Source organism: Phenylobacterium aquaticum, from assembly GCF_022695515.1.
Lineage (GTDB): Bacteria > Pseudomonadota > Alphaproteobacteria > Caulobacterales > Caulobacteraceae > Phenylobacterium > Phenylobacterium aquaticum.
In genome coordinates, this window is record NZ_JALDPT010000014.1 from 92,066 (window position 1) to 114,722 (window position 22,657).

At 68.3% G+C, this 22,657-nt stretch carries 18 protein-coding genes and 2 pseudogenes; 13 read left to right on the forward strand and 7 right to left on the reverse strand.

Going from position 1 to position 22,657, the window contains the following annotated elements:
* Positions 1-54: 54 nt before the first annotated feature.
* Positions 55-1,223 (reverse strand): annotated as a pseudogene (locus tag MQH10_RS12335) (class I SAM-dependent methyltransferase).
* A gap of 267 nt (positions 1,224-1,490) precedes the next feature.
* Here MQH10_RS12335 and kdsA point away from each other — a divergent pair.
* The 4 genes from kdsA to MQH10_RS12355 are packed head-to-tail and all read left to right on the forward strand — an operon-like array spanning position 1,491 to position 6,079.
* Entirely contained in the window at positions 1,491-2,336 is an 846-nt protein-coding gene (gene kdsA / locus MQH10_RS12340; RefSeq protein WP_242564346.1) for a 3-deoxy-8-phosphooctulonate synthase, read from the forward strand.
* Between the two features lie 44 nt (positions 2,337-2,380).
* A complete protein-coding gene (rfaE2, locus tag MQH10_RS12345) occupies positions 2,381-3,841 on the forward strand; it encodes a D-glycero-beta-D-manno-heptose 1-phosphate adenylyltransferase (protein WP_242564347.1) in 1,461 nt (486 codons plus the stop codon).
* On the forward strand, positions 3,838-4,839 hold the full coding sequence (rfaD, locus tag MQH10_RS12350; protein WP_242564348.1) for an ADP-glyceromanno-heptose 6-epimerase: 1,002 nt from the start codon (positions 3,838-3,840) through the stop codon (positions 4,837-4,839). Before rfaE2 ends, rfaD begins: the two co-directional genes overlap by 4 nt.
* 43 nt (positions 4,840-4,882) lie before the next feature.
* Positions 4,883-6,079, forward strand: a complete 1,197-nt coding sequence (locus MQH10_RS12355) for a DUF3089 domain-containing protein (RefSeq protein WP_242564349.1) — start codon at positions 4,883-4,885, stop codon at positions 6,077-6,079.
* Here MQH10_RS12355 and recG read toward each other — a convergent pair.
* Positions 6,063-8,135, reverse strand: a complete 2,073-nt coding sequence (gene recG / locus MQH10_RS12360) for an ATP-dependent DNA helicase RecG (RefSeq protein ID WP_242564350.1) — start codon at positions 8,133-8,135, stop codon at positions 6,063-6,065. The genes MQH10_RS12355 and recG overlap by 17 nt on opposite strands.
* 76 nt (positions 8,136-8,211) lie before the next feature.
* Between recG and MQH10_RS12365 the strand changes: the two genes are divergently transcribed.
* The 4 genes from MQH10_RS12365 (at position 8,212) to MQH10_RS12380 (ending at position 13,066) form a co-directional block, all read left to right on the forward strand.
* On the forward strand, positions 8,212-8,811 hold the full coding sequence (locus MQH10_RS12365) for a hypothetical protein (RefSeq protein WP_242564351.1): 600 nt from the start codon (positions 8,212-8,214) through the stop codon (positions 8,809-8,811).
* A gap of 52 nt (positions 8,812-8,863) precedes the next feature.
* Positions 8,864-9,154, forward strand: coding sequence for an FAD assembly factor SdhE (locus MQH10_RS12370; RefSeq protein WP_242564352.1), 291 nt, complete (start codon positions 8,864-8,866; stop codon positions 9,152-9,154).
* Complete coding sequence (gene mfd, locus MQH10_RS12375) at positions 9,144-12,638, forward strand: transcription-repair coupling factor (RefSeq protein WP_242564353.1); 3,495 nt, start codon at positions 9,144-9,146, stop codon at positions 12,636-12,638. Before MQH10_RS12370 ends, mfd begins: the two co-directional genes overlap by 11 nt.
* A gap of 71 nt (positions 12,639-12,709) precedes the next feature.
* Positions 12,710-13,066, forward strand: a complete 357-nt coding sequence (locus MQH10_RS12380; protein WP_242564354.1) for a hypothetical protein — start codon at positions 12,710-12,712, stop codon at positions 13,064-13,066.
* A gap of 10 nt (positions 13,067-13,076) precedes the next feature.
* Here MQH10_RS12380 and MQH10_RS12385 read toward each other — a convergent pair whose 3' ends face one another.
* Positions 13,077-13,592, reverse strand: a complete 516-nt coding sequence (locus MQH10_RS12385; protein WP_242564355.1) for a CcdC protein domain-containing protein — start codon at positions 13,590-13,592, stop codon at positions 13,077-13,079.
* Positions 13,593-13,617: 25 nt separating this feature from the next.
* On the reverse strand, positions 13,618-14,949 hold the full coding sequence (locus MQH10_RS12390) for a diguanylate cyclase domain-containing protein (RefSeq protein WP_242564356.1): 1,332 nt from the start codon (positions 14,947-14,949) through the stop codon (positions 13,618-13,620).
* Positions 14,950-15,077: 128 nt separating this feature from the next.
* Between MQH10_RS12390 and MQH10_RS12395 the strand changes: the two genes are divergently transcribed.
* Both MQH10_RS12395 and MQH10_RS12400 read left to right on the forward strand, forming a co-directional pair.
* Positions 15,078-15,854: an SDR family NAD(P)-dependent oxidoreductase gene (locus tag MQH10_RS12395; RefSeq protein ID WP_242564357.1), complete on the forward strand. Its 777-nt coding sequence runs from the start codon at positions 15,078-15,080 to the stop codon at positions 15,852-15,854.
* Positions 15,855-15,913: 59 nt separating this feature from the next.
* The gene (locus tag MQH10_RS12400; protein WP_242564358.1) at positions 15,914-17,047 is read left to right on the forward strand and encodes a CaiB/BaiF CoA transferase family protein; all 1,134 of its coding nucleotides are present in this window, start codon (positions 15,914-15,916) and stop codon (positions 17,045-17,047) included.
* A gap of 48 nt (positions 17,048-17,095) precedes the next feature.
* Here MQH10_RS12400 and MQH10_RS12405 read toward each other — a convergent pair.
* Positions 17,096-18,174: pseudogene (locus tag MQH10_RS12405) on the reverse strand (substrate-binding domain-containing protein).
* Positions 18,175-18,511: 337 nt separating this feature from the next.
* On the opposite strand from MQH10_RS12405, the gene MQH10_RS12410 reads away from it, so the two are divergent.
* On the forward strand, positions 18,512-19,420 hold the full coding sequence (locus tag MQH10_RS12410; RefSeq protein ID WP_242564359.1) for a YihY/virulence factor BrkB family protein: 909 nt from the start codon (positions 18,512-18,514) through the stop codon (positions 19,418-19,420).
* Here the strand turns inward: MQH10_RS12410 and MQH10_RS12415 are convergent.
* Complete coding sequence (locus MQH10_RS12415; RefSeq protein ID WP_242564360.1) at positions 19,417-19,650, reverse strand: sulfurtransferase TusA family protein; 234 nt, start codon at positions 19,648-19,650, stop codon at positions 19,417-19,419. The genes MQH10_RS12410 and MQH10_RS12415 overlap by 4 nt on opposite strands.
* A 116-nt stretch (positions 19,651-19,766) precedes the next feature.
* On the opposite strand from MQH10_RS12415, the gene MQH10_RS12420 reads away from it, so the two are divergent.
* Both MQH10_RS12420 and MQH10_RS12425 read left to right on the forward strand, forming a co-directional pair.
* The gene (locus MQH10_RS12420; RefSeq protein ID WP_242564361.1) at positions 19,767-20,426 is read left to right on the forward strand and encodes a hypothetical protein; all 660 of its coding nucleotides are present in this window, start codon (positions 19,767-19,769) and stop codon (positions 20,424-20,426) included.
* Between the two features lie 119 nt (positions 20,427-20,545).
* A complete protein-coding gene (locus MQH10_RS12425) occupies positions 20,546-22,276 on the forward strand; it encodes an ATP-binding protein (RefSeq protein ID WP_242564362.1) in 1,731 nt (576 codons plus the stop codon).
* A 9-nt stretch (positions 22,277-22,285) separates the two neighbouring features.
* Here the strand turns inward: MQH10_RS12425 and MQH10_RS12430 are convergent, their stop codons facing one another.
* Complete coding sequence (locus tag MQH10_RS12430) at positions 22,286-22,636, reverse strand: c-type cytochrome (RefSeq protein ID WP_242564363.1); 351 nt, start codon at positions 22,634-22,636, stop codon at positions 22,286-22,288.
* Between the last annotated feature and the right edge of the window lie 21 nt (positions 22,637-22,657).

The window sequence follows — 22,657 nt, forward strand, 5'->3', positions numbered from 1 at the left end:
GCTACTTAAGGGGCGCGAGCGCGTCGGGCCAGGGGCGCCGCTCACGCTTTCACATCAGGCCTTCACCAACCCCAGCTGCACGACATCGGTCCGGCCGGTGCGGAAGCCCGCGTCGCAATAGCTGAGATAGAACCGCCACAGCCGGCGGAACCGCTCGTCGAAGCCCAGATGGCGGATCTCCTCCCAGGCGCCGTCAAAGGCGCGCCGCCAGGCCGCGAGGGTGTCAGCGTAGTTCTGGCCGAAGCGGCCGATGCCGGTCCAGACCAGGCCGGCCCGCTCGGTCTCGGCCTTGAGCCGGGCCTCGGAGGGCAGCATGCCGCCCGGGAAGATGTATTTCTGGATGAAGTCGGCGCGCGCCGATAGCCCTCGAAGATCTGGTCCTGGATGGTGATGATCTGTAGGCCGGCCCGGCCGCCGGGATTGAGCACCTCGCGCACCTTGCCGAAATAGGCGGGCCAGTAGCGCTCGCCCACCGCCTCGAACATCTCGATGGAGGCGACCCGGTCAAAGCGTCCGGCGACGTCGCGATAATCGATCAGCTGGATGTCGACCTTCTCGTTCAGGCCCTGGTCGAACATCCGCTTGGCGGCGAAATCGTACTGTTCCTGGGAGATGGTGATGCCCGTGACCTTGGCGCCGATCTCGCCCGCCGCGAACTCGGCGAAGCCGCCCCAGCCGCAGCCGATCTCCAGCACATGGTGGTCAGGCGAGAGCTCCATCTGTTCGGCCAGCGTCTTGTACTTGTTGCGCTGGGCCTCGTTGAGGGGCTGGTCCGGTCGCTCGAAGCGGGCGGCCGAATAGGTCATGCTCGGGTCCAGCCAGCGCGAATAGAACGCGTTGCCCAGGTCGTAATGGGCATGGATGTTCCGGCGCGAGCCCTCGCGGCTGTTGGCGTTGAAGGCGTGAGAGACCAGGTTGAACAGGCCCACCAGAGGATTGCCCTCGGTCACCCGCTTGAGCTGCTCGAAGTTCAGACTGAAGACGCTCAGCACCGCGGTCAGGTCCGGGGTGTCCCATTCCCCGGCCATGTAGCCCTCGGCGAAACCGATGTCGCCGGCCGCCAGGGCGCGGCGGATGAACCGGTAGTCCTTGATCTGGATAATGGCCTGGGGGCCGGGCGCATCGCCCTTCAGACGCAGGCGGCCGCCGGCCGGGGTGATGAAGGTCAGGTCGCCGGCTCGCCAGTTGCGCGCCATGGTCTTGAAGGCCGCGCGGAAGATCATCGGCGCGCCGGCGAGGTCCGAAGCCTTGTGCGGGTCGGGGAAATCTGCGGCGCGGGCCGGCAGCGTGTCATCGGGCGAAGTCATGATCACAACCCTCGATTACTCAAACAACCTACACTCAAACGTGCGAGGAGGCGACTCGCTTCGAACCGCCCCATGGTTACGCATGAGCCTGCCGGTAGGATGCGTTCGTCGTGGATTTGGACTTGTGGCGGCGACCGGCCCACGCCACTTAGGCGGCGCCCCGACACCTGAGGATCACCCCCTATGGCCGTGCTGACGCTCAACAAATGGAACCTGTCGATCGGCGACGGTCATCCGCTCGTCGTCATCGCCGGCCTGAACGTCCTGGAAGACCTCGATCTGGCCCGCGAGACCGCCCGCCATCTGAAGGCGATCACCAGCGAGCTGGGCCTGCCCTATGTGTTCAAGGCCAGCTTCGACAAGGCCAACCGCTCCTCGATCCATAGCTACCGTGGGCCGGGCCTGGAGAAGGGCCTTGAGATCCTCCGGACCATCAAGGCCGAATTCAATGTGCCGATCGCCACCGACCTGCACGAGATCGACCAGGCCGAGCCGGTCGCCGCCGTCGCCGACATCGTCCAGATCCCGGCCTTCCTCTGCCGCCAGACCGACCTGGTCACCGCCTCGGCGCTCGCCACCCAGAAGGCCGGCGGCCTGCTGCATGTGAAGAAGGGCCAGTTCCTGGCCCCCTGGGACTGCCGCAACATCCTCGACAAGATCTACGAGGCGGTCGGCGAGCACATGACGATCCTGTGCGAGCGCGGCGTGTCCTTCGGCTACAACAACCTGATCGTGGACATGCTGGGCATCGAGGAGATGAAGAATCTCGGCGCGCCGGTGACCATCGACGCGACCCACGCCACCCAGCTGCCCGGCGCGAACCCCAAGTCCAACGGCGCCTCGACCGGCGGCCGGCGCAGCGGGGTTCCGATCCTGGCCAAGGCCGCCGTGGCCGCTGGCGCGGACGGGGTCTTCCTGGAATTCCATCCGGAGCCGGAGAAGGCGCTCTGCGATGGGCCGAGCTGCCTGCCGCTCGACAGCGCCGAAGGCCTGCTGCGGACCCTCAAGGCGATCCATGCGGCGCGCTGACCCGCGCTTGACGCGGACCCCGCGCGCGATCAGAGCCTGAAACCATGGATCTTTCGACCCTTCAGCCCGTGCTCGCCGCCGTCGGTGGCTCCCGCGTCGTCTGCGTCGGCGACGTGATGATCGACCGGTTTGTGTATGGGGACGTGACGCGGGTGTCGCCGGAGGCGCCGATCCCGGTGCTGGCCCGGACCCGCGAGCTGGTCATGCTGGGCGGGGCGGGGAATGTGGCGCGCAATGTCGCCGCGCTTGGCGGGGAGGTCTCGCTGATCGGCCTGGTCGGGGGCGATCCCGAGGGCCATGAGGCCCTGCGCCTTGTCGGCGCCGACGTGGGCGTGGAGGGCTTCCTGATCCGCGATTCGTCGCGGCCCACCACGCTGAAGACCCGCTTCGTCTCGGGCGGCCAGCAGCTGCTGCGCGTCGATCTCGAGGAAAGCCGTCCCGCTGAGGGCGAGGTGGATGAGCGCCTGGCGCGCACGGTGCGCGACGTGGCCAAGGGGGCCGGCGTCATCCTGATCTCCGACTACGGCAAGGGCGTCGTCACCGACGCGGTGATCGCCGCGGCGCGCGACGCCGGCATTCCGGTGATCGTCGATTCCAAGGCCCGCAGCTTCCGCCGCTATGGCGCGGTCGACATCATCAAGCCCAATGCGGCGGAGCTGGCCTACGCCACCGGCATGCCGACCCAGACGAGTGACGAGGTGGCCGCCGCCGTCGACCACGCCCTGTCGCTCTGCGAGGCCAAGGCCATCCTGGTCACCCGGGCGTCCAAGGGCATTTCGCTGGGCGTGCGCGGCGAGCCGGTCCGCCATTTCGCCACCGCGCCCCGCGAGGTCTTCGACGCCTCGGGCGCCGGGGACACCACCATCGCGGCGCTGGGCCTGGCGCTGGCCGCCGGCGCCGCGATCGAAGACACCATCGCCTTCGCCATGCTGGCCTCCGGCGTCGCCGTGACCAAGGCCGGCACGGCGGTCGTGACGCCCGAGGAGATGATGGAAGCCTCCATCTCCGCCCACCTGGCGCCGGCCGAGGCCAAGATCGTCACGCCCCAGCGCATGGCCGACGAGGTCGCCCGCTGGCGGGCCAAGGGCCTGAGGGTCGGCTTCACCAACGGCTGCTTCGACATCCTGCATCGCGGCCACGTGGCCTATCTCAACCAGGCGCGGAACTGGTGCGACCGGCTGATCGTCGGCCTCAACTCCGACCGCTCGGTCAAGGCGCTGAAGGGGGAGGGCCGACCGGTCAATGACCTGGAGAGCCGGGCCCTGGTGCTGGCCGGCCTGGCCTGCGTGGATCTCGTGGCGCCCTTCGACGAGGACACCCCGATGGATCTGATCCGGACGGCGCGGCCCGACGTGCTGATCAAGGGCGCGGACTATTCGGAAGACCAGGTGGTCGGGGCCAAGGAGGTCCGCAGCTGGGGCGGGGAGGTTCGCCTGGCTGAGATCGTCGACGGCTATTCGACCACGGCGGCCATCGCCCGGATGACGGCAAAGGACAGCCAATGACCCGACGCATCATCTTCGTCACCGGCGGGGCCGGCTTCATCGGCTCCAATATCGTCGCCAAGCTGGCCGAGGACCCCAGCCTCGACGTGGTGGTCTGCGACTGGCTGTTCGAGGCCGATCTCGGCAAGTGGCGCAACATCGCCAAGCATCCGATCGGCGACTTCGTCGCGCCCGAGGCCATGTTCGACTGGCTGGAGAAGCGCTGGCGCGACATCGAGTGCGTCGTCCACATGGGCGCGGTCTCCTCGACGACCGAACCGGACGCCGACAAGATCATCCACGCCAACTTCACCTTGAGCCGCGACCTGTTCCGCTGGTGCGCCGATCATCAGCGCCGGCTGATCTACGCCTCCTCGGCGGCCACCTATGGCGACGGCGCCCTGGGCTTCGAGGACAAGGACGACCTGACCTCCCTCGGGGCTCTGCGGCCACTGAACACCTATGGCTGGTCCAAGGCCCTGTTCGACCTGTTCGCCGCCCGCCAGGCGGCCCGCGACTACGCCCCGCCGCAATGGGTCGGTCTGAAGTTCTTCAACGTCTATGGACCCAACGAGGAGCACAAGGACTCCATGAAGTCCGTGGCCTCGCAGATCTGGCCCAAGGTGCGGGACGGTCACGAGATCCAGCTCTTCAAGTCCCACCGCGAGGGCTATGAGGACGGCGGCCAGCTGCGCGACTTCGTCTACGTCCGCGACGTGGCCGACATCGTCGCCTGGCTGGTCAACTCGCCCCAGGTGAGCGGGGTCTACAACCTCGGCTCAGGCAAGGCGCGCAGCTTCGCCGATATGGCTGAGGCGGTGTTCAAGGCGGCCGGCAAGCCCGCCCGCATCGACTACATCCCCATGCCGCCGGCCATCCGCGACAAGTACCAGTACTTTACCGAGGCCCGGATGGGCCGGCTGCAGGCCGCGGGCTACAATCAGCCCATGACCGCGCTGGAGGACGGCATCACCGACTATGTCCAGCGCTACCTCTCCCAGCCAGATCCCTATCGCTAGGCGGACCCTGGCGGCGCGCAGCGGGCTGATATAGGCAAGGGACATGGCGGATCGTCCCATCAGGCGGTGGATCATGTGGGCCCTGGCGGCCGTCGTCACCCTGTTGGCGACCGCGGCCTTCATCTGGCGCGACGACATCCTGCGGACCACGCTCGATCCCAAGGAGCCGTTCCAGATCTACAGCCCGCCGCCGGCGCCGGACTATTCGCAGCGCGCCGCATGGGCCCTGATGCCGGCCAAACCCGAGATCTGGGCGCCGACCGATCCGCCGGCCGACGTCTTCTTCATCAGCCCGACCGCCTTCAATGGCGGGGTGCACTGGAACGCCCCGATCGACGACGTGAAGGTCGACCGCCTGTTTCGCCGGATGATCGCCCCGAACTATGCCGGGCCGTTCCAGCGCGCCGGACGCCTGTTCGCCCCGCGCTACCGCCAGGCCAGCCTCTACACCCTGATGACCCTGCGCGAGGACGCCCGCGAGGCCCGGCGCTTCGCCTATGCAGACGTCGCCGCCGCCTTCCGGCGCTATGTCCAGGCCTATAACAATGGCCGCCCCTTCCTGATTGTCGGGGTGGAGCAGGGGGGCACCTTGGCCGAGCGCCTGCTGGCCGAGGAAGTGGCGACCGATCCCGCGCTCAAGGCCCGCCTGGCCGGCGCCTATATGATCGAGGCGGCCACACCCGCCGACTCCCCGCCCATCACCCCTTGCCGGCAGAGGGCCGAGGCCGGTTGTCTGGCCGCCTGGGTCTCGGCTTTCGACAATGATCCCCAGACCGCCAAGGACGTGGTCGACCGCTCCCTGGTCTGGGCCGACGGCGCTCAGCTGGAGAACCTGCACGGCCGTCTGCCCCTGTGCTTCAATCCGCTCCTGGGGGCCACGACGACGGCCTTCGCCCCAGCCAAGCTGGGAATGGGCGCGGCCAATGCGACGGGGCTGGAGTGGGGCGCGCGCCCGCCGTTCCTGACCCGCCAGGTCAGCGCCCAGTGCCGCAACGGCGTGCTGCGCATCTCGCGCCCCAAGGCCAGCATGTTGAAGCCCCAGGGCGACTGGGCGGACCGGCAGAAGGTGCCCGGCTACAACCTGTTCTATGCCGACCTGGAGACCGACGCGAAGGCGCGGGTCGCCGCCCTGCTGGCCGATCCGACCTTCCACCAGCCGGCCCCGGCCATCACCACCAGCATTCCGCTGAAACCGTCGCCGGTTCACGCCCTGAACGGGCGGATCATCCGGCGTCCTTGAGCGTCGAGGCCGCGCGCCAGTCGAACAGCTCCTGAAGGACCCGCAGCGCCTGGCCCCTAGGACTGGTGAGCTCAGGGTCGCGAGCCAGGATCAGGCGGGCGTCATCGCCCGCGACGGCGATCAGGTCTCGGTGCGCGAAGGGGTCGGCGAAGACATAGGCCGGGAAGCCGGACTGCTTCAGCCCGAGCGCATCTCCGCCACCACGCAGCTCCAGGTCCGTCTCGGCGATCTGGAAGCCGTCGTCGGTGCGCCGCAGGATGTCGAGCCGCTTCTGGGCGTTCTCCGACAGCGGCGGGTCATAGAGCAGGACACAGGAGCTCTCCCGTCGCCCGCGTCCGACCCGACCGCGCAGCTGGTGCAGCTGGGCCAGGCCGAAGCGCTCCGCCTGCTCGATGACCATGATGGTGGCGTTGGGCACATTGACCCCGACCTCGACCACGGTCGTGGCGACCAGCACGCTGATCTTGCCGTCGGCGAAGTCGGCCATGACGGCGTCCTTCTCGGCCCCAGTCATCTTGCCATGCACCAGCCCGACCCCCGGGCCGATCCGTTCGCGCAGCTCCGCCGCCCGCTGTTCGGCGGCCTTCAGGTCGATCAGCTCGGATTCCGAGACCAGGGGGCAGATCCAGAAGGCCTGGGCGCCTTCGGCCACAACGGCCCGCAGCCGGGCCTCGACCTCGCCGACTCGACCCATGGGCACGGCGCGGGTGGCGACCGGGGTGCGGCCTGGCGGCTTCTCATCAATCCGGCTGACATCCAGGTCGCCATAGAGCGTCAGCTCCAGGGTCCGGGGGATGGGCGTCGCCGACATGGCCAGCAGGTGGGTGGCGGCGCCCTTGGCCTGCAGGCGCTGGCGCTCGGCCACCCCGAACCGGTGCTGTTCGTCGATCACCGCGAATTCCAGGCGGTGAAAGGCGACCTCGTCCTGGAACAGGGCGTGGGTGCCGACCGCCACCTGGGCCTCACCGCTGGCCAGGGCGCGCAGCTTCTCGGCCCGCCCGGCGCCCTTGTCGCGGCCGGTCAGCAGAACGGCGGTGATCCCGTGGGCGGCGAGGGGACCTGACAGGGTCTCGAAGTGCTGGCGCGCGAGGATCTCGGTCGGGGCCATCAGGGCGCTCTGACCGCCCGAGGCCGCGACATCAGCCATGGCCAGCATGGCGACCACGGTCTTGCCGGAGCCGACATCGCCCTGGATCAGCCGGCTCATCCGCTCCCCCGCCATCAGGTCGCCGCGGATTTCCGAGAGCGCGCGGATCTGGGCGCCGGTCAGGCGAAAGGGCAGGTCAGCCTCGATGCGGTCAGAGATGGGACCCGCCAGGATCTTCGCGGCCGGCTCGCGCCTTCGGTCGGCCTTGCGCTGGGCCATGGCCAACTGGTGCGCCAGCAGTTCGTCATAGGCCAGCCGGCGCACATGGGGCGCGGTCGGCAAGAGATCGGCCTCGGTGGCGGGGCTGTGCAGCCGGATCAGCGACGCCTTCCAGGCGGGGAAACCTTCCCGCGCCAGCCAGGCGGGGTCCTGCCACTCCGGCAGCTCCGGCGCGCGCTCCAGGGCTTCATGGGCGAACTTGCGGACCGTACGGGGCGGCAGGCCGGCGGTGGCCGGATAGACCGCCTCGAGCTCCGGGATCTCATGGGCCTTGTCCGGCGCGACCATGTAATCGGGATGGGCGAGCTGCAGTTCGGAGCCGTAGCGCTCCACCTTGCCGCTGACGATGCGCTTGGACCCCACCGGATGGCGTGGCTCCAGCTGCGCGCCGAAGCTGCCGAAGAAGGTGAGGGTGAGGAACCCCGTCCCGTCGAAGGTCCGCACCTTCCAGGGCTGGGCGCCGCGGGGCTTCACATAGGCTTCGATCTCGACCTCGAAGGTCTGGACCTCACCCTCCAGGGCGGTCGCCACCGTCGCCGGGCGACGCCGGATCACCGCGTGCGGGGCCAGGAACAGAACATCGCGGACGATCGGCCCGGCCAGCTTCTCAAGCAGCGGCGCAACCCGCGGCCCGACACCCTTCAGGGTCGTGGCCGGCGCGAACAGGGGGAATAGAATCTCGGGCCGCATGGCCGTCACCATAACCCGACAACTGGACGCCCGCCGTCCTCCATGATCATTTCGCGGTCAAGCTTTGGGGGAAACCATGCGTCACCTGTGGACCGCCGCGGCCCTGGCCGCCCTGCTCGCCGGATGTCATCCGCAAGCCGCTTCCAAGCCGCCCGCAACGGCGCCAGCCGCTGCGCCGGCCGTCGCGCCGAAACCTGCGCCGACGCCCGCTCTCTCGGGCTTCAGCCACGCCAAGGGTGAGGACCTGTTCGGCTACTATTCGCCCGACAAGGACGTGAAGGTCGGGGTGATGCAACTCGACCAGATTCACATCGGCTCCGAGGAGGAGTTCGACAAGTGGGAGCGCGGCGAGCGCATTGCGACCTATGCGCCGGTCATGCTCGAGTTCTCGGACCTCTCCAGCGCCAAGAGCCAGGACGAGAACGGCGTGACCGTCTACGCCCACACTATTCGGGTCCTGCCGACGGCCTATAAGGTCGGTGGGGGCCACCTCAGCTTCACCGGCGTTGATCCGGTCCTGGGGCCCATCCAGCTCGACGGTGAGATCGACATGGCGGCGCTGAAGCGGGCCCAGACTGAGTCGGCGAAGGATGACGACATCATCCTGCGCGCCGCCCTGCAGATCGGGACGGCGACCTTCAAGGCCCTGACCTTCGACTGGTTCGGGGGCGACTGACGCCGGAACCGCTGGCGCCGGGGACCCGGCCGCTCTATATGCCCGGTTCCTCATGACCCAAGACGACACCCGACTGCGACGACTGAAGTTCCGGGCCTGGCACCGGGGCTTTCGGGAAGCGGACCTCATTCTGGGGCCGTTCGCGGACAAGTACGCCCACACCCTCACCGCCGCACAGCTCGACGAGATCGAAGCCCTGCTGGAACAGCCCGATCACGACATCTATGAGTGGATCGTCGAGCGGGCGCCCACGCCGCCTGAATTCGACGGCCATATCATGAACATGATCAAGCAGTTCCGCTTCGAAGCTTTCGAAGCCAGGGATCCCGATCATGGCGGCTGACGGGTTCCGGGCGCCGACCCAGGCCGAGACCCGTCGCATCGCCCAGGATCCCGGCCGTCTCGACCTGATCGGCGCGCCCGAAGGGTTCGACGCCCTGGTCATGGCCGATATCGTCAAGTCCCGCGGCGGCCTGACGGTGTTCGTCGCCCGCGACGGCTCGCGGCTTTCGGCCTTCATCGACGCCTTCCGATTCTTCGCGCCAGGCGTGGAGATCCTGCAGTTTCCGTCCTGGGACTGCCTGCCTTACGACCGCATCGGTCCCTCGGCCGGCATAGCCGCGCAGCGGATGACGACCCTGGCCCGCCTGGCCCAGGGCCTGGACGCCAAGAAGCCGGCTGTGCTGGTCACGACCATGCCGGCCATGATCCAGCGCGTTCCGCCCCGCGAGGCGGTCGATGGCGCGACCTATTCGGCCAAGGTCGGCCATGTGGTCGAGATCGCCGTGCTGGAGCGCTATTTCGCGATCAACGGCTATCAGCGCGCCTCCACCGTGTCCGAGCGCGGTGAATTCGCGATCCGTGGCGGGGTGATCGACGTCTTCCCGCCGAGCGCCGAGGAGCCGGTCCGGTTGGACCTGTTCGGCGACACCCTGGAATCGATCCGGGGCTTTGACCCTGAAACCCAGCGCTCCACCCGCCAACTGAAGGACGTCACCCTGCTGCCGGTCAGCGAGGTGCTGCTGGACAAGGAGGGCATAGCCCGGTTCCGCCGCGGCTATGTCGAGACCTTCGGCGCCCCTGGCGGCGACCCGCTCTATGAGACCGTCAGCGAAGGCGGCCGCCGGGCCGGCATGGAGCACTGGCTGCCCCTGTTCTATCCGAACATGGCGACTGTCTTCGACTACCTGCCGGACAGCGCCCTGATCGGCGTCGACCACCTAGCCGACCAGGCCCGCGAAGAGCGCATGGCGATGATCGCCGACGCCCACGACGCCCGCGCCCAGGCGGACCGCAAGGTCCACTATCACCCGCTCGATCCCGACAAGCTCTATCTCACGCCTGAGGAATGGCGCGCCCGCCTGGCCGAACGCGCCAGCCGCCGGTTCTCCGCCTTCCAGGAGGCCGAGGGCGAGATGGTCATCGACATGGGCGCCCGGCAGGGCCGCGCCTTCGTCGCCGAACGCCAGCAGGACTCGGTCAATCTGTTCGAGGCGACAGCCGATCACGCCCGGCGGCTGGCTTCGGCCGGCAAGCGGGTGCTGTTCGCCTCCTGGACCGAGGGCTCATCCGAGCGCCTGGGGATCATGCTCAATGACCACGGGCTGAAGGATGTCGCCTTCGCGCCCTATTGGGACGCGGCCAAGGCCGCCGATCCCAAGAAGCCTCAGCGCGTGGTCCTGCCGCTGGAGTCCGGCTTCGAGACCGAGACCCTGGCGGTCATCTCGGAAACCGACATCCTCGGCGACCGTCTGGCCCGGCCGCGCCGCCGCCGGCGGGCCTCGAACTTCCTGGCCGAGGCCTCGTCGCTCACGCCAGGCGACCTGGTCGTGCATATCGATCACGGCATCGGTCGCTATGACGGTCTGAAGACCCTGGACGTTCAGGGCGCGCCGCACGACTGCCTCGAGCTGCAATATGGCGGTGAGGCCAAGCTCTATCTGCCCGTCGAGAACATCGACCTCCTGACCCGCTACGGCGCGGAAGGCGAGGGGGTCATGCTCGACCGCCTGGGCGGCGCGGCCTGGCAGGCCCGCAAGGCCCGCGCCAAGGAGCGGCTGCGAGAGATGGCCGAGGGCCTGATCCGCATCGCCGCCGAGCGCGCCTTGAAATCCACCGATCCCGTCGAGCCGCCGCATGGCGTCTTCGACGAATTCTGCGCCCGCTTCCCCTATGAGGAGACGGACGACCAGCTGGCCGCCATCCACGACATCCTCGAGGACCTTTCGGCCGGACGGCCGATGGACCGCCTGATCTGCGGCGACGTCGGCTTCGGCAAGACCGAGGTCGCCCTGCGCGCCGCCTTCGTGGTGGCCATGACCGGCCAGCAGGTGGCGATCGTCGCGCCCACGACCCTGCTCGCCCGGCAGCACTACAAGACCTTCTCGGAACGCTTCCAGGGCTGGCCGATCAAGGTGCGGCGCCTGTCGCGCCTCGTCCCCGCCAAGGAAGCCGCCGAGACCCGCGAGGGCCTGAACCGCGGCGAGATCGAGGTGGTGGTCGGCACCCATGCGGTGCTGTCCAAGCAGGTCGGGTTCAAGGACCTCGGCCTGGTCATCGTCGACGAGGAGCAGCACTTCGGGGTCAAGCACAAGGAGAAGCTCAAAGAGCTTCGCGCCGACGTGCACATGCTGACCCTGACGGCGACCCCGATTCCGCGCACCCTGCAGATGGCGCTGTCCGGTATCCGCGAGATGTCGATCATCGCCACCCCGCCGGTCGATCGCCTGGCGGTGCGCACCTACATCACGCCCTTCGATCCCGTGGTGATCCGCGAGGCCCTGCTGCGCGAGAAGTACCGCGGCGGCCAAGCCTATTACGTCGCGCCACGCATCTCCGATCTCGCAGAACTGGAGCGGTTCCTGCGCGAGCAGGTGCCGGAGGTCCGCTTCGTGGTGGGTCATGGCCAGATGGCGCCGACCCAGATCGAGGAGGTGATGACCGCCTTCTACGACGGTCAGTACGACGTGCTGCTGTCCACCACGATCGTGGAGAGCGGCCTGGACATCCCGACCGCCAACACGCTTGTCATCCACCGCGCCGACATGTTCGGCCTGGCCCAGCTCTATCAGCTGCGCGGCCGGGTCGGCCGGGCCAAGGCGCGGGCCTACGCCTATATGACCACGCCGTCCGAGAAGCCGATCACGCTCTCGGCCGAGCGGCGGCTGAAGGTGCTGCAATCCCTCGACAGCCTGGGCGCCGGCTTCCAACTGGCTAGCCACGACCTCGACCAGCGCGGCGGCGGCAATCTGCTGGGCGACGAGCAGTCGGGCCACATCCGCGAGATCGGGGTCGAGCTTTATCAGCAGATGCTGGAGGACGCCGTCGCCGAGCTGAAGCTGTCGGCGGGCAAGGACGCGGCCGCCAGCGATCGCGGCTGGTCGCCGCAGATCAACACCGGCGCCGCCGTGCTGATCCCCGAGGAATATGTGCCGGACCTCAATGTCCGCCTGGCCCTCTATCGCCGTCTTTCCGACGCCGAGAAGTCGGGGGAGCGCGAAGCCCTGGCCGCCGAGCTCATCGACCGGTTCGGGCCCCTGCCGCCCGAAGCCGGCCAGCTGCTCAAGGTCGTGGCGATCAAGGGCCTGTGCCGCGAGGCCAATGTCGCAAAGATCGACGTCGGGCCCAAGGGCGCGGTCGTCAGCTTCCGCAATGATCAGTTCAAGAACCCGCTCGCCCTGGTCCAGTTCGTCCAGAAGAATCAGGTCGCCTGGCGCATCCGCCCCGACAACAAGGTGGTGGTGAAGGGCGAATGGGAGACCCCGGAGCAGCGTCTCGGCGCGGCGGAACGGGTGCTGGCCGAACTGTCGAAGCTCGCGGCGGCCTGACCCTCCACCCGAGCCCATTGGACATATTGTCTAATTAGTTCCACCCTGTTGGAAATCTTCGGGGGGAGACCATGAGACTTTCAATCATTGCGACGGCGGCGGCCCGCCTGGCCTTTGCAGCGGCGCCGGCCATCGCCGCCGTGTCCGACGACGCCCGTTGCGTGGTCGCCTATTCGGCCCTGGCGGATAAGGCCACGGACAAGACCGAGGAAGCCCAGGCCGGCGCCATCGCCATGTACTACGCCGGCCGCCTCTCGCTCGAGACCTCCGGCCAGGACCTTGGCGCGCTCCTTCAGGCCGCGGCGCCGCCCTTCACCGAAGAGGGGATAGGGCGCGCAGCCGAGCAGTGCGTTCAGGCGATGGGGCCCCAGATGCACGCGCTCTCCGACGCCACCAAATTCGTCGACAAGGCGATGGGCCAGAACTAGACGGGCCGCCCTAGCAGCCCCGGGCGTCAGCCAGCATCTGGCGCGCCCGGATCCAGACCTCCAGCCGCTGGGCGCAGATCAGGCCGACGGCCAGCAGCAGCATGGCGTCGGTCAGTTCCGGAACCGAGGCGTGGAAGGCGCCGGGGTGGCTCATGGCGAACGACCTCAGGCCGAAGCGCGCCAGAAAGATCACACCGAGCAGCGCCAGTCCCACGGGCGAAACCTTGGAGGTCAAGGTGTGGGTCTGGGGATCGATCGACAGCTGGGTCAGGCTGCCGCGCCACCAGCCGAGCCCTGCGCCGATCAGGACGGCGACGATCTGCAGAACCATGCCGGAGAACGACATGGCGCCCTGGGCGAAGATCAGCAGCGAGGCCATGGTCATGATCAGGGCCGGGGATATCCAAAGCCGCTCAATCACCAGGGTGCGCGGCCGAGCGCCCCGCACCAGCACCAGGGCCAGGACCGCGACCGGCAGGATGTAGGGCAGCGCTCCAAGCCCGGCGGGCGCAGTGGGATTCGACATTCAGGCTCCCCGAACGGAGGCGAGATCAGCTCGCGTGCTGCTGGGCCGCGCGGGCGGCGGCCTGTTCGAGCGCCTTGCCGACGCCCTCGGCGCTGCCAACCTCAGCCACCCCGATGTCGAATTCAACCACGAATGGCGGCTTGCCGTCGCCGTTCTCGAAAGCTGTGCAGCCGATGACCGCTGCGATCCGCTCCCCGGCCGCCCGGGCCGAGGCCTGAGGGGTGGCGGGCAGGGCCAGGGCGAAGACCTCCGGCCCCAGGCGGGCGGCGGTGTCCTCGACCCGCACCAGGCGGCTGATCATGGAGCCGATCTGTGGAATGGCGCGATCCAGCCAGCCGGACTTGCGGGCGAGGGTGACCTCCGGCCGCTCGGCGACCTTGAGCACACAGACCGACAGGGGGCGGTTCCGCTTGCGCGACGCCTGGGCCAGGCGGCCCAGATGGCTGGCGAACAGGTCGCGGGTGAACAGGCCCGTGGCGGCGTCCATCAGGCCCGAGCTTCGGGCCCGTTCCAGGGCGCGGCGGATGGAGGTCTGGCGGCGATGACACCGCGCCAGCTCGATCACCCGCTTGGCCGTCTCGACCTCGGGCGTCTCGGGTGAGGCCACGTCGGAGATGCCCCGATGATAGGCCTCCGACATGGTCACATAGCTCTCCTGGCGCATGTAGAGCAGGGCGGGCGTGTGATAGAGCCGGGTATTGCGGCGCATGCCCGCGGCGATCGACAAGGCCTCCTGGCTGTTATCGCCGGCCCACAGAACCACGGCGTCGAACGGCCGCTCGTGCAGATAGTCGAAGGCCGTGTAGGCGGTGAAGGCGCCGACGACCTCCGCGCCCGACCGGGTCAGGGCGTTGGACAGGGCCAGGAACTGCGGGGCGGGCTCGCCGATCGCCAGGACGTGGAACGGGCTTCCGTCGGGCTCGGGCATGTCGAGGCGGCGACCGCGCTCGGCGAAGGTCTCGAGCCGGAGTTCGAACTCCTCCTCGGCGACCGCCATCCGCACCAGGGTCTCCAGGCGCAGGACCAGCTGGGCCGGGTGAACCGGCGGGGCGAGGGTCAGGTCGAAACCATAGGCGTCGAGTTCGGGGTCCGGATCGCCGATGGCGATGACCGGCAGGCGGCGGGGCGCACAGGCCGCGCGCAGGCGCCGCGCCAGGGTCAGGGCCTCATGGCCGCTGCTCTTCAGGTCGATGATCGCCGCTTCCACGGCCAGGTCGCCCAGGGCCGCGATCGCGGCATAGGGTCCGCGCGCCGTGACCGTGCGCCAGCCAAGACGATCCAGCCCCTCGGCGAGTGGCCCCGCCAGGGCGTCGTCACGCGCCACAATCAGAACTCGCGCATGGACGCCAGTGGCCATTCCCTGCAACCCTTGACTCGACTAGACCCTGCGACCCGAGCCTGGGGGCGGAATCGCGATCCGGCCAGAATATACAGTGGCGCACGCGGGCGCGAGGGATGCCTTGCCCTCGAGACAGGGAGTTGGGGATGGAAAAGGTTCTGAGCGGCCAGACGGCGGTGATCACGGGCGCCTCGGGCGGCCTGGGCGCACACTTTGCACGGGTGCTGGCCGGCGCGGGCGCTGCGGTCGCGGTGACCGCGCGCCGCCTGGACATGGTCGAGGCCCTGGCCGGCGAGATCGCCGCCGAGGGCGGCCGCGCCATGGCCCTGCGGCTGGATGTCGCGGACGCCCACGCCATCGCTCCGGCCTTCGACGAGATCGAGACCGCACTCGGCCCCATTTCGATCCTAGTCAACAACGCCGGGGTCGGCGGGGAGGGGCTGGCGCTCGACCTCAGCATCGAGGACTGGGACCGCACCTTCGACGTCAATGTCCGGGGCGTGTTCTTCGCGGCCCAGGCGGCCGCCAGACTGATGCTCGCCAATGGAACCGCAGCGGCGGGCCAGGCGCGGATCATCAATATCGCCTCGATCGCCAGCTTCACGGTCCTGCCGGGCCTGTCGGCCTACAACGCCTCGAAATCGGCGGCCGCCATGCTGACCAAGAGCCTGGCGCGGGAATGGTCGCGCAAGGGCATCGCGGTCAACGGCATCTGCCCCGGCTATATCGAGACCGACATCAATTCCGCCTGGTTCAAGGAAGAGGGCGGACAGAAGCAAATGAAGGGCTTCCCGCGCCGGCGCCTGATGGAGGCGAGCGATCTCGACGCGCCGCTCCTGATGCTGGCCGGCCCCGCCGCCCGGGCGATCTCGGGCGCGCTGTTCACCATCGACGACGGCCAGTCTCTGCCCGGCGGCGGCTGAGGCTTGGCTGACCACGCGTCAGGGCGGCTAGATCGTCACCAAACCAAGGGAGTTGAGACATGCGCCAGGGACCGCTGACAGGCCTGAAGATCGTGGAGTTCGCGGGGATCGGGCCTGGCCCGTTCTGCGGCATGCTGCTGTCCGACCTCGGCGCCGATGTGATCCGGATCGATCGCAAGGGCCAGGGCCGCGCCTCTCCAGCCGACATCACCGCCCGCGGCCGGCGCTCCATCGGCCTGGACCTGAAGAACCCGGCCGCCATCGAGACCTGCCTGAAGCTGCTGGAGACCGCCGACGTGGTGTTCGAGGGCTTCCGTCCGGGCGTGATGGAACGGCTGGGCCTCGGCCCCGATGTCGCCCTGAAGCGCAATCCGAAGCTGGTCTATGGCCGCATGACGGGCTGGGGCCAGTTCGGGCCCTACGCCAACGCCGCCGGCCACGACATGAACTACATCGCGATCACCGGCGCCCTGCACGCCATCGGCACCAAGGACAAGCCGGTCCCGCCCCTGAACCTGGTGGGCGACTTCGGCGGCGGCGCGCTCTATCTGGCGTTCGGCATCCTGGCGGGCGTGATCCAGGCCCGCGAGACCGGCAAGGGTCAGGTCATCGACTGCGCCATGAGCGACGGCGCGGCCTCGCTGATGGCCATGTTCTACGGCTTCAAGGCCGGCGGCGGCTGGAGCAACGACCGTCGCACCAACCTGCTCGACGGCGGCGCGCACTTCTACGACACCTATCAATGCGCCGACGGCAAGTGGATCTCGATCGGTTCGATCGAACCTCAGTTCTACGCGCTACTGCTTGAAAAGACGGGCATTACTGATCCTGCCTTCGCAGCTCAGATGAACCGGGGCGAGTGGGATAACCTGCGCGCCAAGCTCGCCGAGGTGATCGGTAAAAAGACCCAGGCCGAGTGGTGCGAGATCATGGACGCCACAGATGTCTGCTTCGCCCCGGTCCTCGATCTCGACGAGGCGCCCAAGCACAAGCACAACGTCGCGCGTCAGACCTTTGTCGAGGTGGGCGGGGTCATCCAGCCGGCGCCCGCGCCGCGCTTCTCCGAGACCCCCGGCGCGATCCAGGGCCCGCCGCCAGCGATCGGCGCCCATGACCGGGAGGCCCTGTCTGACTGGGGCTTCAGCGCCGACGCCATCGAGGCGCTCAAGAGCGCCGGCGCGCTGAACGGCTGAACCTAACGGATCTCGTCCCGGGCCCGCGCCCGGGACGAGCCTTCATCCTCAGGACTTCGGGGCCGAGATCGTCGGCAGGGTCTTGGCGATGGCCTTCTGAGCCGCGTGATCTTCCGGCGGCAGCGGGATCAGGCCGCGTTCCTGCAAATAGCCGCCCTTGCCGGTGGCCCCGTCGGACACGAACGCCTCGACGAACTCCCGCAGGCCCGGCGTCACGCCGATATTCGCCTTCTTCACGTAGATGTAGAGCGATCGCGACAGCGGATAGGCGCCGCTGGAAATGGTGGCGAAGGTCGGGGTCACGCCTTCGATCTTGGCGGCTTTCACCTTGTCCATGTTGTTCTCGAGGAACGAGTAACCGAACACGCCCAGGGCGTGAGGCGTCTTCTCGAGTGTCTGGACGATGGCATTATCGTTTTCGCCGGCGTCGACCCAGGCCCCTTCGCCGCGCAGCGTATGGGTCTTGGCCTTGAATTCGTCTTCCTTGGCCGCGTGCAGCGCCTCCATCACCGGCAGCTTGCGGGCGCCCTTCTCCAGGGCGAGCTCCACGAAGGCGTCGCGGGTGCCCGAGGTCGGGGGCGGGCCGTAGACCAGGATCGGTTCCTTCGGCAGGGCGGGATCGACCTCGTTCCAGGTCTTGAACTTGTTCTTCTCGAAAGCGCTTCCGGCCGGCAGCTGGGCGGCGAGGCCGCGATAGACCTGCTCGAGCTTGAAGTCGTAGGCGGCGCCGCCCTTGGCGTTGGAGATGACGATGCCGTCATAGCCGATCTTGATCTCGACGATGTCGGTCACCCCATTGGCGACGCACTTGTCGAACTCCGACTTCTTGATCGGGCGGGAGGCGTCGGCGATGTCCGGATAGCCGCGCCGGGCCCGCCGCAGAACAGCTTGAAGCCGCCCCCGGTGCCAAGCGATTCGACCTTGGCCGGACGGCCGCCGCCCGTGCGGGCCACGTTTTCGGCGACCCGGGTGGCGAAGGGGAACACGGTCGATGATCCTGCGGCCCAGACCTCCTGGCGGCCGCCGCCGGACTTCGCCTTGGCGGGGGCAGGGGCGTTGCTGGCGGAGGGGCCGCAGGCGGCGACGAGCAAGGCGGCGCCGACGGAAAGGCAGATCTTGGATGTCATGGCTGGGTCCCTGGCTGATGGCGTCCCGCGTCACTGCGCGGACGGATCGGCTTAACGGGTCCCCGGATAGCCTGCGCAGCCCGGCATGGAAAGCCGCCACGCCGCCGCCCGGGTCTGAACGGGGCCCGCCAGACCCGTTCAGCTGGGGTTCAGCCCCGATCCGGCAATCTCTTCACAGGTTGGTCGCCGCAATCTCCCGTCCCTCGAGCGACGACCGGCCAGATGGCGAGACACGCCCATCGACGGCGCGTCACCTACCCGGTGACGCGCCGTTTCTCGTCCCAGGCGGCGGGGGTTTGGCCTTGCCATCCCCGCCCAGCTTCACCAACGTCCCCCCATGTCGTTTCAGACGAGCTTGCAGCGCCTGCGCGCGGTGAATTGGGATCCCGTGCACTGGCTGAGGCTGGGGCTGTCGATCTTCGGCAAGGCCCTGACCCGGCTCTGGGGCCGCGACGTCATGCTCTATGTGGGCGGCGTCTCGTTCTTCATAATGCTGGCGGTGTTTCCGGGCCTCGCGATCCTGGTCGGGGTCTACAGCCTGCTGTCCGACCCAAGCTCGGCGGCGCACCAGGCCGAGGTCATGTCGCGGCTGATGCCGGCCGGGGCCCGGGGTCTGTTTCAGGAAGAGCTCGGCCGGCTGGTGCACGCGCCCTTGCGCGCCATCTCGACCCAGTCGGGCGTCGCGGTGATCATCGGCGGCTACGCGGCCCATCGCGGCTTCAAGGCGCTGCTGGCCGGCCTGTCCTTCATCCATGACGAGGAGGCGCCGCGCGGCTTCTTCGGGTTCAATCTCATGGCCCTGCTGGTGTTGATCGCCGCCTTCTTCCTGCTGGGTTTCCTTTCGGTCGCCTTCCTCTATCTGCGCTTCATCGCGGCGGCCTTCGACCTCAAGCCGCTGCAGGGCGTGCCCTGGCTGTACAGCGAATGGACCTGGGCGAGCTTCGGCATCACCCTCGCCATGAGTCTGATCTATCGCTTCGCCATGTCTTCGAAGCCCGTGGCCTGGGCGGCCTCGATCACTGGCGGCGCCTCGGCCGCGGTGCTCAGCATGTTCATGTCCTGGGCCAGCGCCTTCTATGTCGAGCAGATCGCCCACCTGGGCGCGACCTATGGTTCGGTCGCCGCCGTCGTCGTGTTCCTGATCTGGCTGTCCTGGAACGTGAACGCGGTGTTCTTCGGCGGCGCCCTGGCGACCGAGATCGAGCTCGCGGTCGAGGCCGACGCCAAGGCCCGCCTGTCGGCCTAGCTCGGCCGCCCGATCAGGAATTTCAGCACGCCGTCGGCCTCGGACCGGTCGAGAATCACGAAGCCGGCGCCCGCGGCGAAGTGGGGCACGTCGATTCGCGCCAGCGGATCGTCCGCCAACAGCCTGACGGCGACGTCCGCCGGGGCGTCCTCAAGCGCACGGCGCAGGCGCAGGGTCGGCACCGGACAGCGGTGTCCCCGCGCGTCGACCAGGATTTCCTTGATAGGCATGGGCTTCGTCTAGCGCAGGCCGCCGCTGCAGCCTAGCCGCCCCGCGACAGCGTAAACTCCGCCGCAATAACTACGCTTCTAGATTGAAGGTCCACTTGGGGCGTCGGCACGTCGGCATGCGATCTCTGTCTCGCAGATTTCTGATCAGCGTCGGCCTCATGTCGGCGGTCGTGACGATTCTCGGCGCCACGGGCGCCTTCTTCGTGTTCCAGCAGAACCTGACCCATCGGCAGATCGATTTCCTGTCGGACTATGTGCGTGAACGCAGCACCAATATCGATCGCCGCTTCAACAAGCTCAGCAGCCTGCAGGCGGCCGCGGGGCAGGAGCTCGCCCGCCGCATCCACCATCTGACCGACGCCGATGTGGCGCGGCTGAATGACGATTTCTTTCCGCGGAAGCCTGATGGCACGCGACGCAGCCGGCCGGACTATTTCGACGGCCATGCGACGGCTTCCGGCCGTTGGATCTATGGCATGGGCGCCTTCCTGCGCGACGCCGACCGGATGACCGTGGCGGAACAGCGGGTGATGGTCGCCGCCTTTTCCGTGGTGTCCGACTTCGGCCAGGCCGCCCACGTCGACTTCGACAACTTCTACTTCTTCACCCCGGAGACGCGGTTGGTGATGTTCGGTCCGGATCGTCCGGATCACCTGAAGTTCTACCGCCAGACCGCCCCGGCCGACCTCGACATCCGCGGCGAGGAAATGGCCCAGATCACCCTGCCGTCCCACGACCGGCCGGGACGACGCGCTGCACCAATCTGCAGCGGCTGATCCAGAACACCCACGGCGAGCGGCTGGCCACCGGCTGTCTCACCCCGATCTATGTCGACCACCGCTATGTCGGCTCGTTCGGTTCGTCGATCGAACTGACGGGATTCTTCCTTGAAGCGGTGCGGACCACCTTGCCGGGCGCCTCGAACCTGGTGGTGACCGGGAAGGGGGAGCTGATCGCCTATCCCGGCTTCGCGCAGCCTGGAAAGGCGTCGGAAAAGACGATCGCAGACTACGAGCGTCGCCTGGGCCTGAAGACCCTGATCAAGGCGATCCGGGCGGATGGGCGCGAGCACGGCGTGATGACCAGTCCGGACGGCCGGCAGATCGTCGCTTTTGGCCGCCTTGCCGGGCCCGACTGGTATCTGCTGCTCACCTATCCCAAATCGGCCGTGGCCCAGTCCGCCGCGCGCTCCGCCTCATGGGTGCTGATCCTGGGCGGCCTGGCCTCTCTGGCCCAGACCCTGCTGGTGGTCGCCCTGGCCCGCCGCACCATCGTCCAGCCCCTTCAGCGCCTGGCCTCGTCCTGCGAACCTCAATCCTTTGGTCTGCGCGACCGTCCGGCCACCGAAGATGTGGAGACGCGCGACGACGAGATCGGGGTCCTGGCCAAGGCTCTGCGGGCCGAGCGCGACAAGACCGAGGCGGTCCTGGCCTCCCTGGAGGACCGCGTCCATGAGCGGACCGCCGAACTCGAGCGGGCCAATACCGAGAAGTCGCGCTTCCTCGCCAATATGAGCCACGAGCTGCGCACGCCTCTGAATGGCGTGATCGCGATCTCGGAGACCCTGGCCACCCAGCAGCGGACCAGCAAGGGCCAGGAACTCGCCAATCTGATCGTCTCTTCCGGCCGGCTGCTGGAGCAGGTGCTCACCGACATCCTCGACTTCTCCAAGATCGAGACCGGCGAGATCCAGCTGGCCCACGAGCCCTTCCAGATGGAGGTGATCGTCCGACGTATCGCCGAGCTGCATCGCGCCTCGGCCGAGACCAAGGGGTTGACCTTCTCCTGGCGTATCGCCCCCGAGGCCGAGGGCGCCTTCGTCGGCGACGAAGTCCGCCTGACCCAGGTGCTGTCGAACCTGTTGTCCAATGCGATCAAGTTCACCGAGACAGGCTCGGTCCAGCTCGACGTCAGCCTGTTCGAAGGCCAGGTGCGGTTCGCGGTCACAGACACCGGCATCGGCTTCAACGCCGAGGTGAAGGCCCGCCTGTTCCGGCGGTTCGAACAGGCCGACGCCTCCATCCGCCGGCGTTTCGGCGGCACGGGACTGGGCCTGGCCATCAGCCGATCCCTGGTCGAAATGATGGGCGGCGTGATCGACGTCGATTCAACGCCCGGCCAGGGTTCGATCTTCGCGTTCCTGCTGCCGCTGGACCGCGCAGCGCAAGTCGCCGCCCCCGAGGCCGCGCCGGAGGAGGAGAGCTTCGACATCTCCAACTGCCGCGTCCTGCTGGCCGAGGACCATCCGACCAACCAGAAGGTCGTTCAGATCATCCTGCAGTCCGTGGGAATCGATCCGGTCATCGTCGAGAACGGCGCCCTGGCGATCGAGCGCCTGCGGCACGAGCGCTTCGACGTCGTGCTGATGGACATGCAGATGCCGGAACTGGACGGGCTTAGCGCCACGGCCCTCCTGCGCGAGCATGAGCGGGCGCAGGGGCTCGACCGCACCCCGGTCGTCATGCTGACCGCCAACGCCCTGGACGAACATGTCCGGGCCAGCCACGACGCCGGCGCGGACCTGCATCTGTCCAAGCCGATTCGGGCCAGTGCGCTCATCCAGACCCTGGTCGACCTGATCAGCCGCAAGGTCCGCGAGGACGAGCGTCGCCGCGGCGTGGCCTGACCCCCAGGCTCAGGGCTGGGAGAGGCTCTGGATATAGGCGGTGAGATTGCGGATCTGCTCGGTCCCCAGTTGCTGGGGCGGCATTTCGTAGTGGCCGATCTTGGAGATCTGGCCCAGGCGATCCTCAAGGCTCAGTTCGTTATAGCGGTGGGCGATGACCACAAAGCGCGGGGCCCCGGCGTTGCGGCTGTCTTCCCCGGGCCCGATGCCGTGGCAGCGGGCGCAGGTCTGGGACGCATAGGCGCGGCCCTGTTCGACCGCCGTGTCCATGGCGGACGCGGGGGCCGGGGGCGGGGCGGCCTGGGCGCAGGCCGATGCGCCAAGACACGCGACGCTCAGGACGAGGGACGTAAGGCGCATTGAAACCTCCATGGTCGTGTC

Excerpts from the sequence above, each read along its gene's own strand:
- kdsA (WP_242564346.1), top strand. The coding sequence starts at position 1,491 with ATGGCCGTGCTGACGCTCAACAAATGGAACCTGTCGATCGGCGACGGT.
- rfaE2 (WP_242564347.1), top strand. The coding sequence starts at position 2,381 with ATGGATCTTTCGACCCTTCAGCCCGTGCTCGCCGCCGTCGGTGGCTCC.
- rfaD (WP_242564348.1), top strand. The coding sequence starts at position 3,838 with ATGACCCGACGCATCATCTTCGTCACCGGCGGGGCCGGCTTCATCGGC.
- MQH10_RS12355 (WP_242564349.1), top strand. The coding sequence starts at position 4,883 with ATGGCGGATCGTCCCATCAGGCGGTGGATCATGTGGGCCCTGGCGGCC.
- recG (WP_242564350.1), bottom strand. The coding sequence starts at position 8,135 with ATGCGGCCCGAGATTCTATTCCCCCTGTTCGCGCCGGCCACGACCCTG.
- MQH10_RS12365 (WP_242564351.1), top strand. The coding sequence starts at position 8,212 with ATGCGTCACCTGTGGACCGCCGCGGCCCTGGCCGCCCTGCTCGCCGGA.
- MQH10_RS12370 (WP_242564352.1), top strand. The coding sequence starts at position 8,864 with ATGACCCAAGACGACACCCGACTGCGACGACTGAAGTTCCGGGCCTGG.
- mfd (WP_242564353.1), top strand. The coding sequence starts at position 9,144 with ATGGCGGCTGACGGGTTCCGGGCGCCGACCCAGGCCGAGACCCGTCGC.
- MQH10_RS12380 (WP_242564354.1), top strand. The coding sequence starts at position 12,710 with ATGAGACTTTCAATCATTGCGACGGCGGCGGCCCGCCTGGCCTTTGCA.
- MQH10_RS12385 (WP_242564355.1), bottom strand. The coding sequence starts at position 13,592 with ATGTCGAATCCCACTGCGCCCGCCGGGCTTGGAGCGCTGCCCTACATC.
- MQH10_RS12390 (WP_242564356.1), bottom strand. The coding sequence starts at position 14,949 with ATGGCCACTGGCGTCCATGCGCGAGTTCTGATTGTGGCGCGTGACGAC.
- MQH10_RS12395 (WP_242564357.1), top strand. The coding sequence starts at position 15,078 with ATGGAAAAGGTTCTGAGCGGCCAGACGGCGGTGATCACGGGCGCCTCG.
- MQH10_RS12400 (WP_242564358.1), top strand. The coding sequence starts at position 15,914 with ATGCGCCAGGGACCGCTGACAGGCCTGAAGATCGTGGAGTTCGCGGGG.
- MQH10_RS12410 (WP_242564359.1), top strand. The coding sequence starts at position 18,512 with ATGTCGTTTCAGACGAGCTTGCAGCGCCTGCGCGCGGTGAATTGGGAT.
- MQH10_RS12415 (WP_242564360.1), bottom strand. The coding sequence starts at position 19,650 with ATGCCTATCAAGGAAATCCTGGTCGACGCGCGGGGACACCGCTGTCCG.
- MQH10_RS12420 (WP_242564361.1), top strand. The coding sequence starts at position 19,767 with ATGCGATCTCTGTCTCGCAGATTTCTGATCAGCGTCGGCCTCATGTCG.
- MQH10_RS12430 (WP_242564363.1), bottom strand. The coding sequence starts at position 22,636 with ATGCGCCTTACGTCCCTCGTCCTGAGCGTCGCGTGTCTTGGCGCATCG.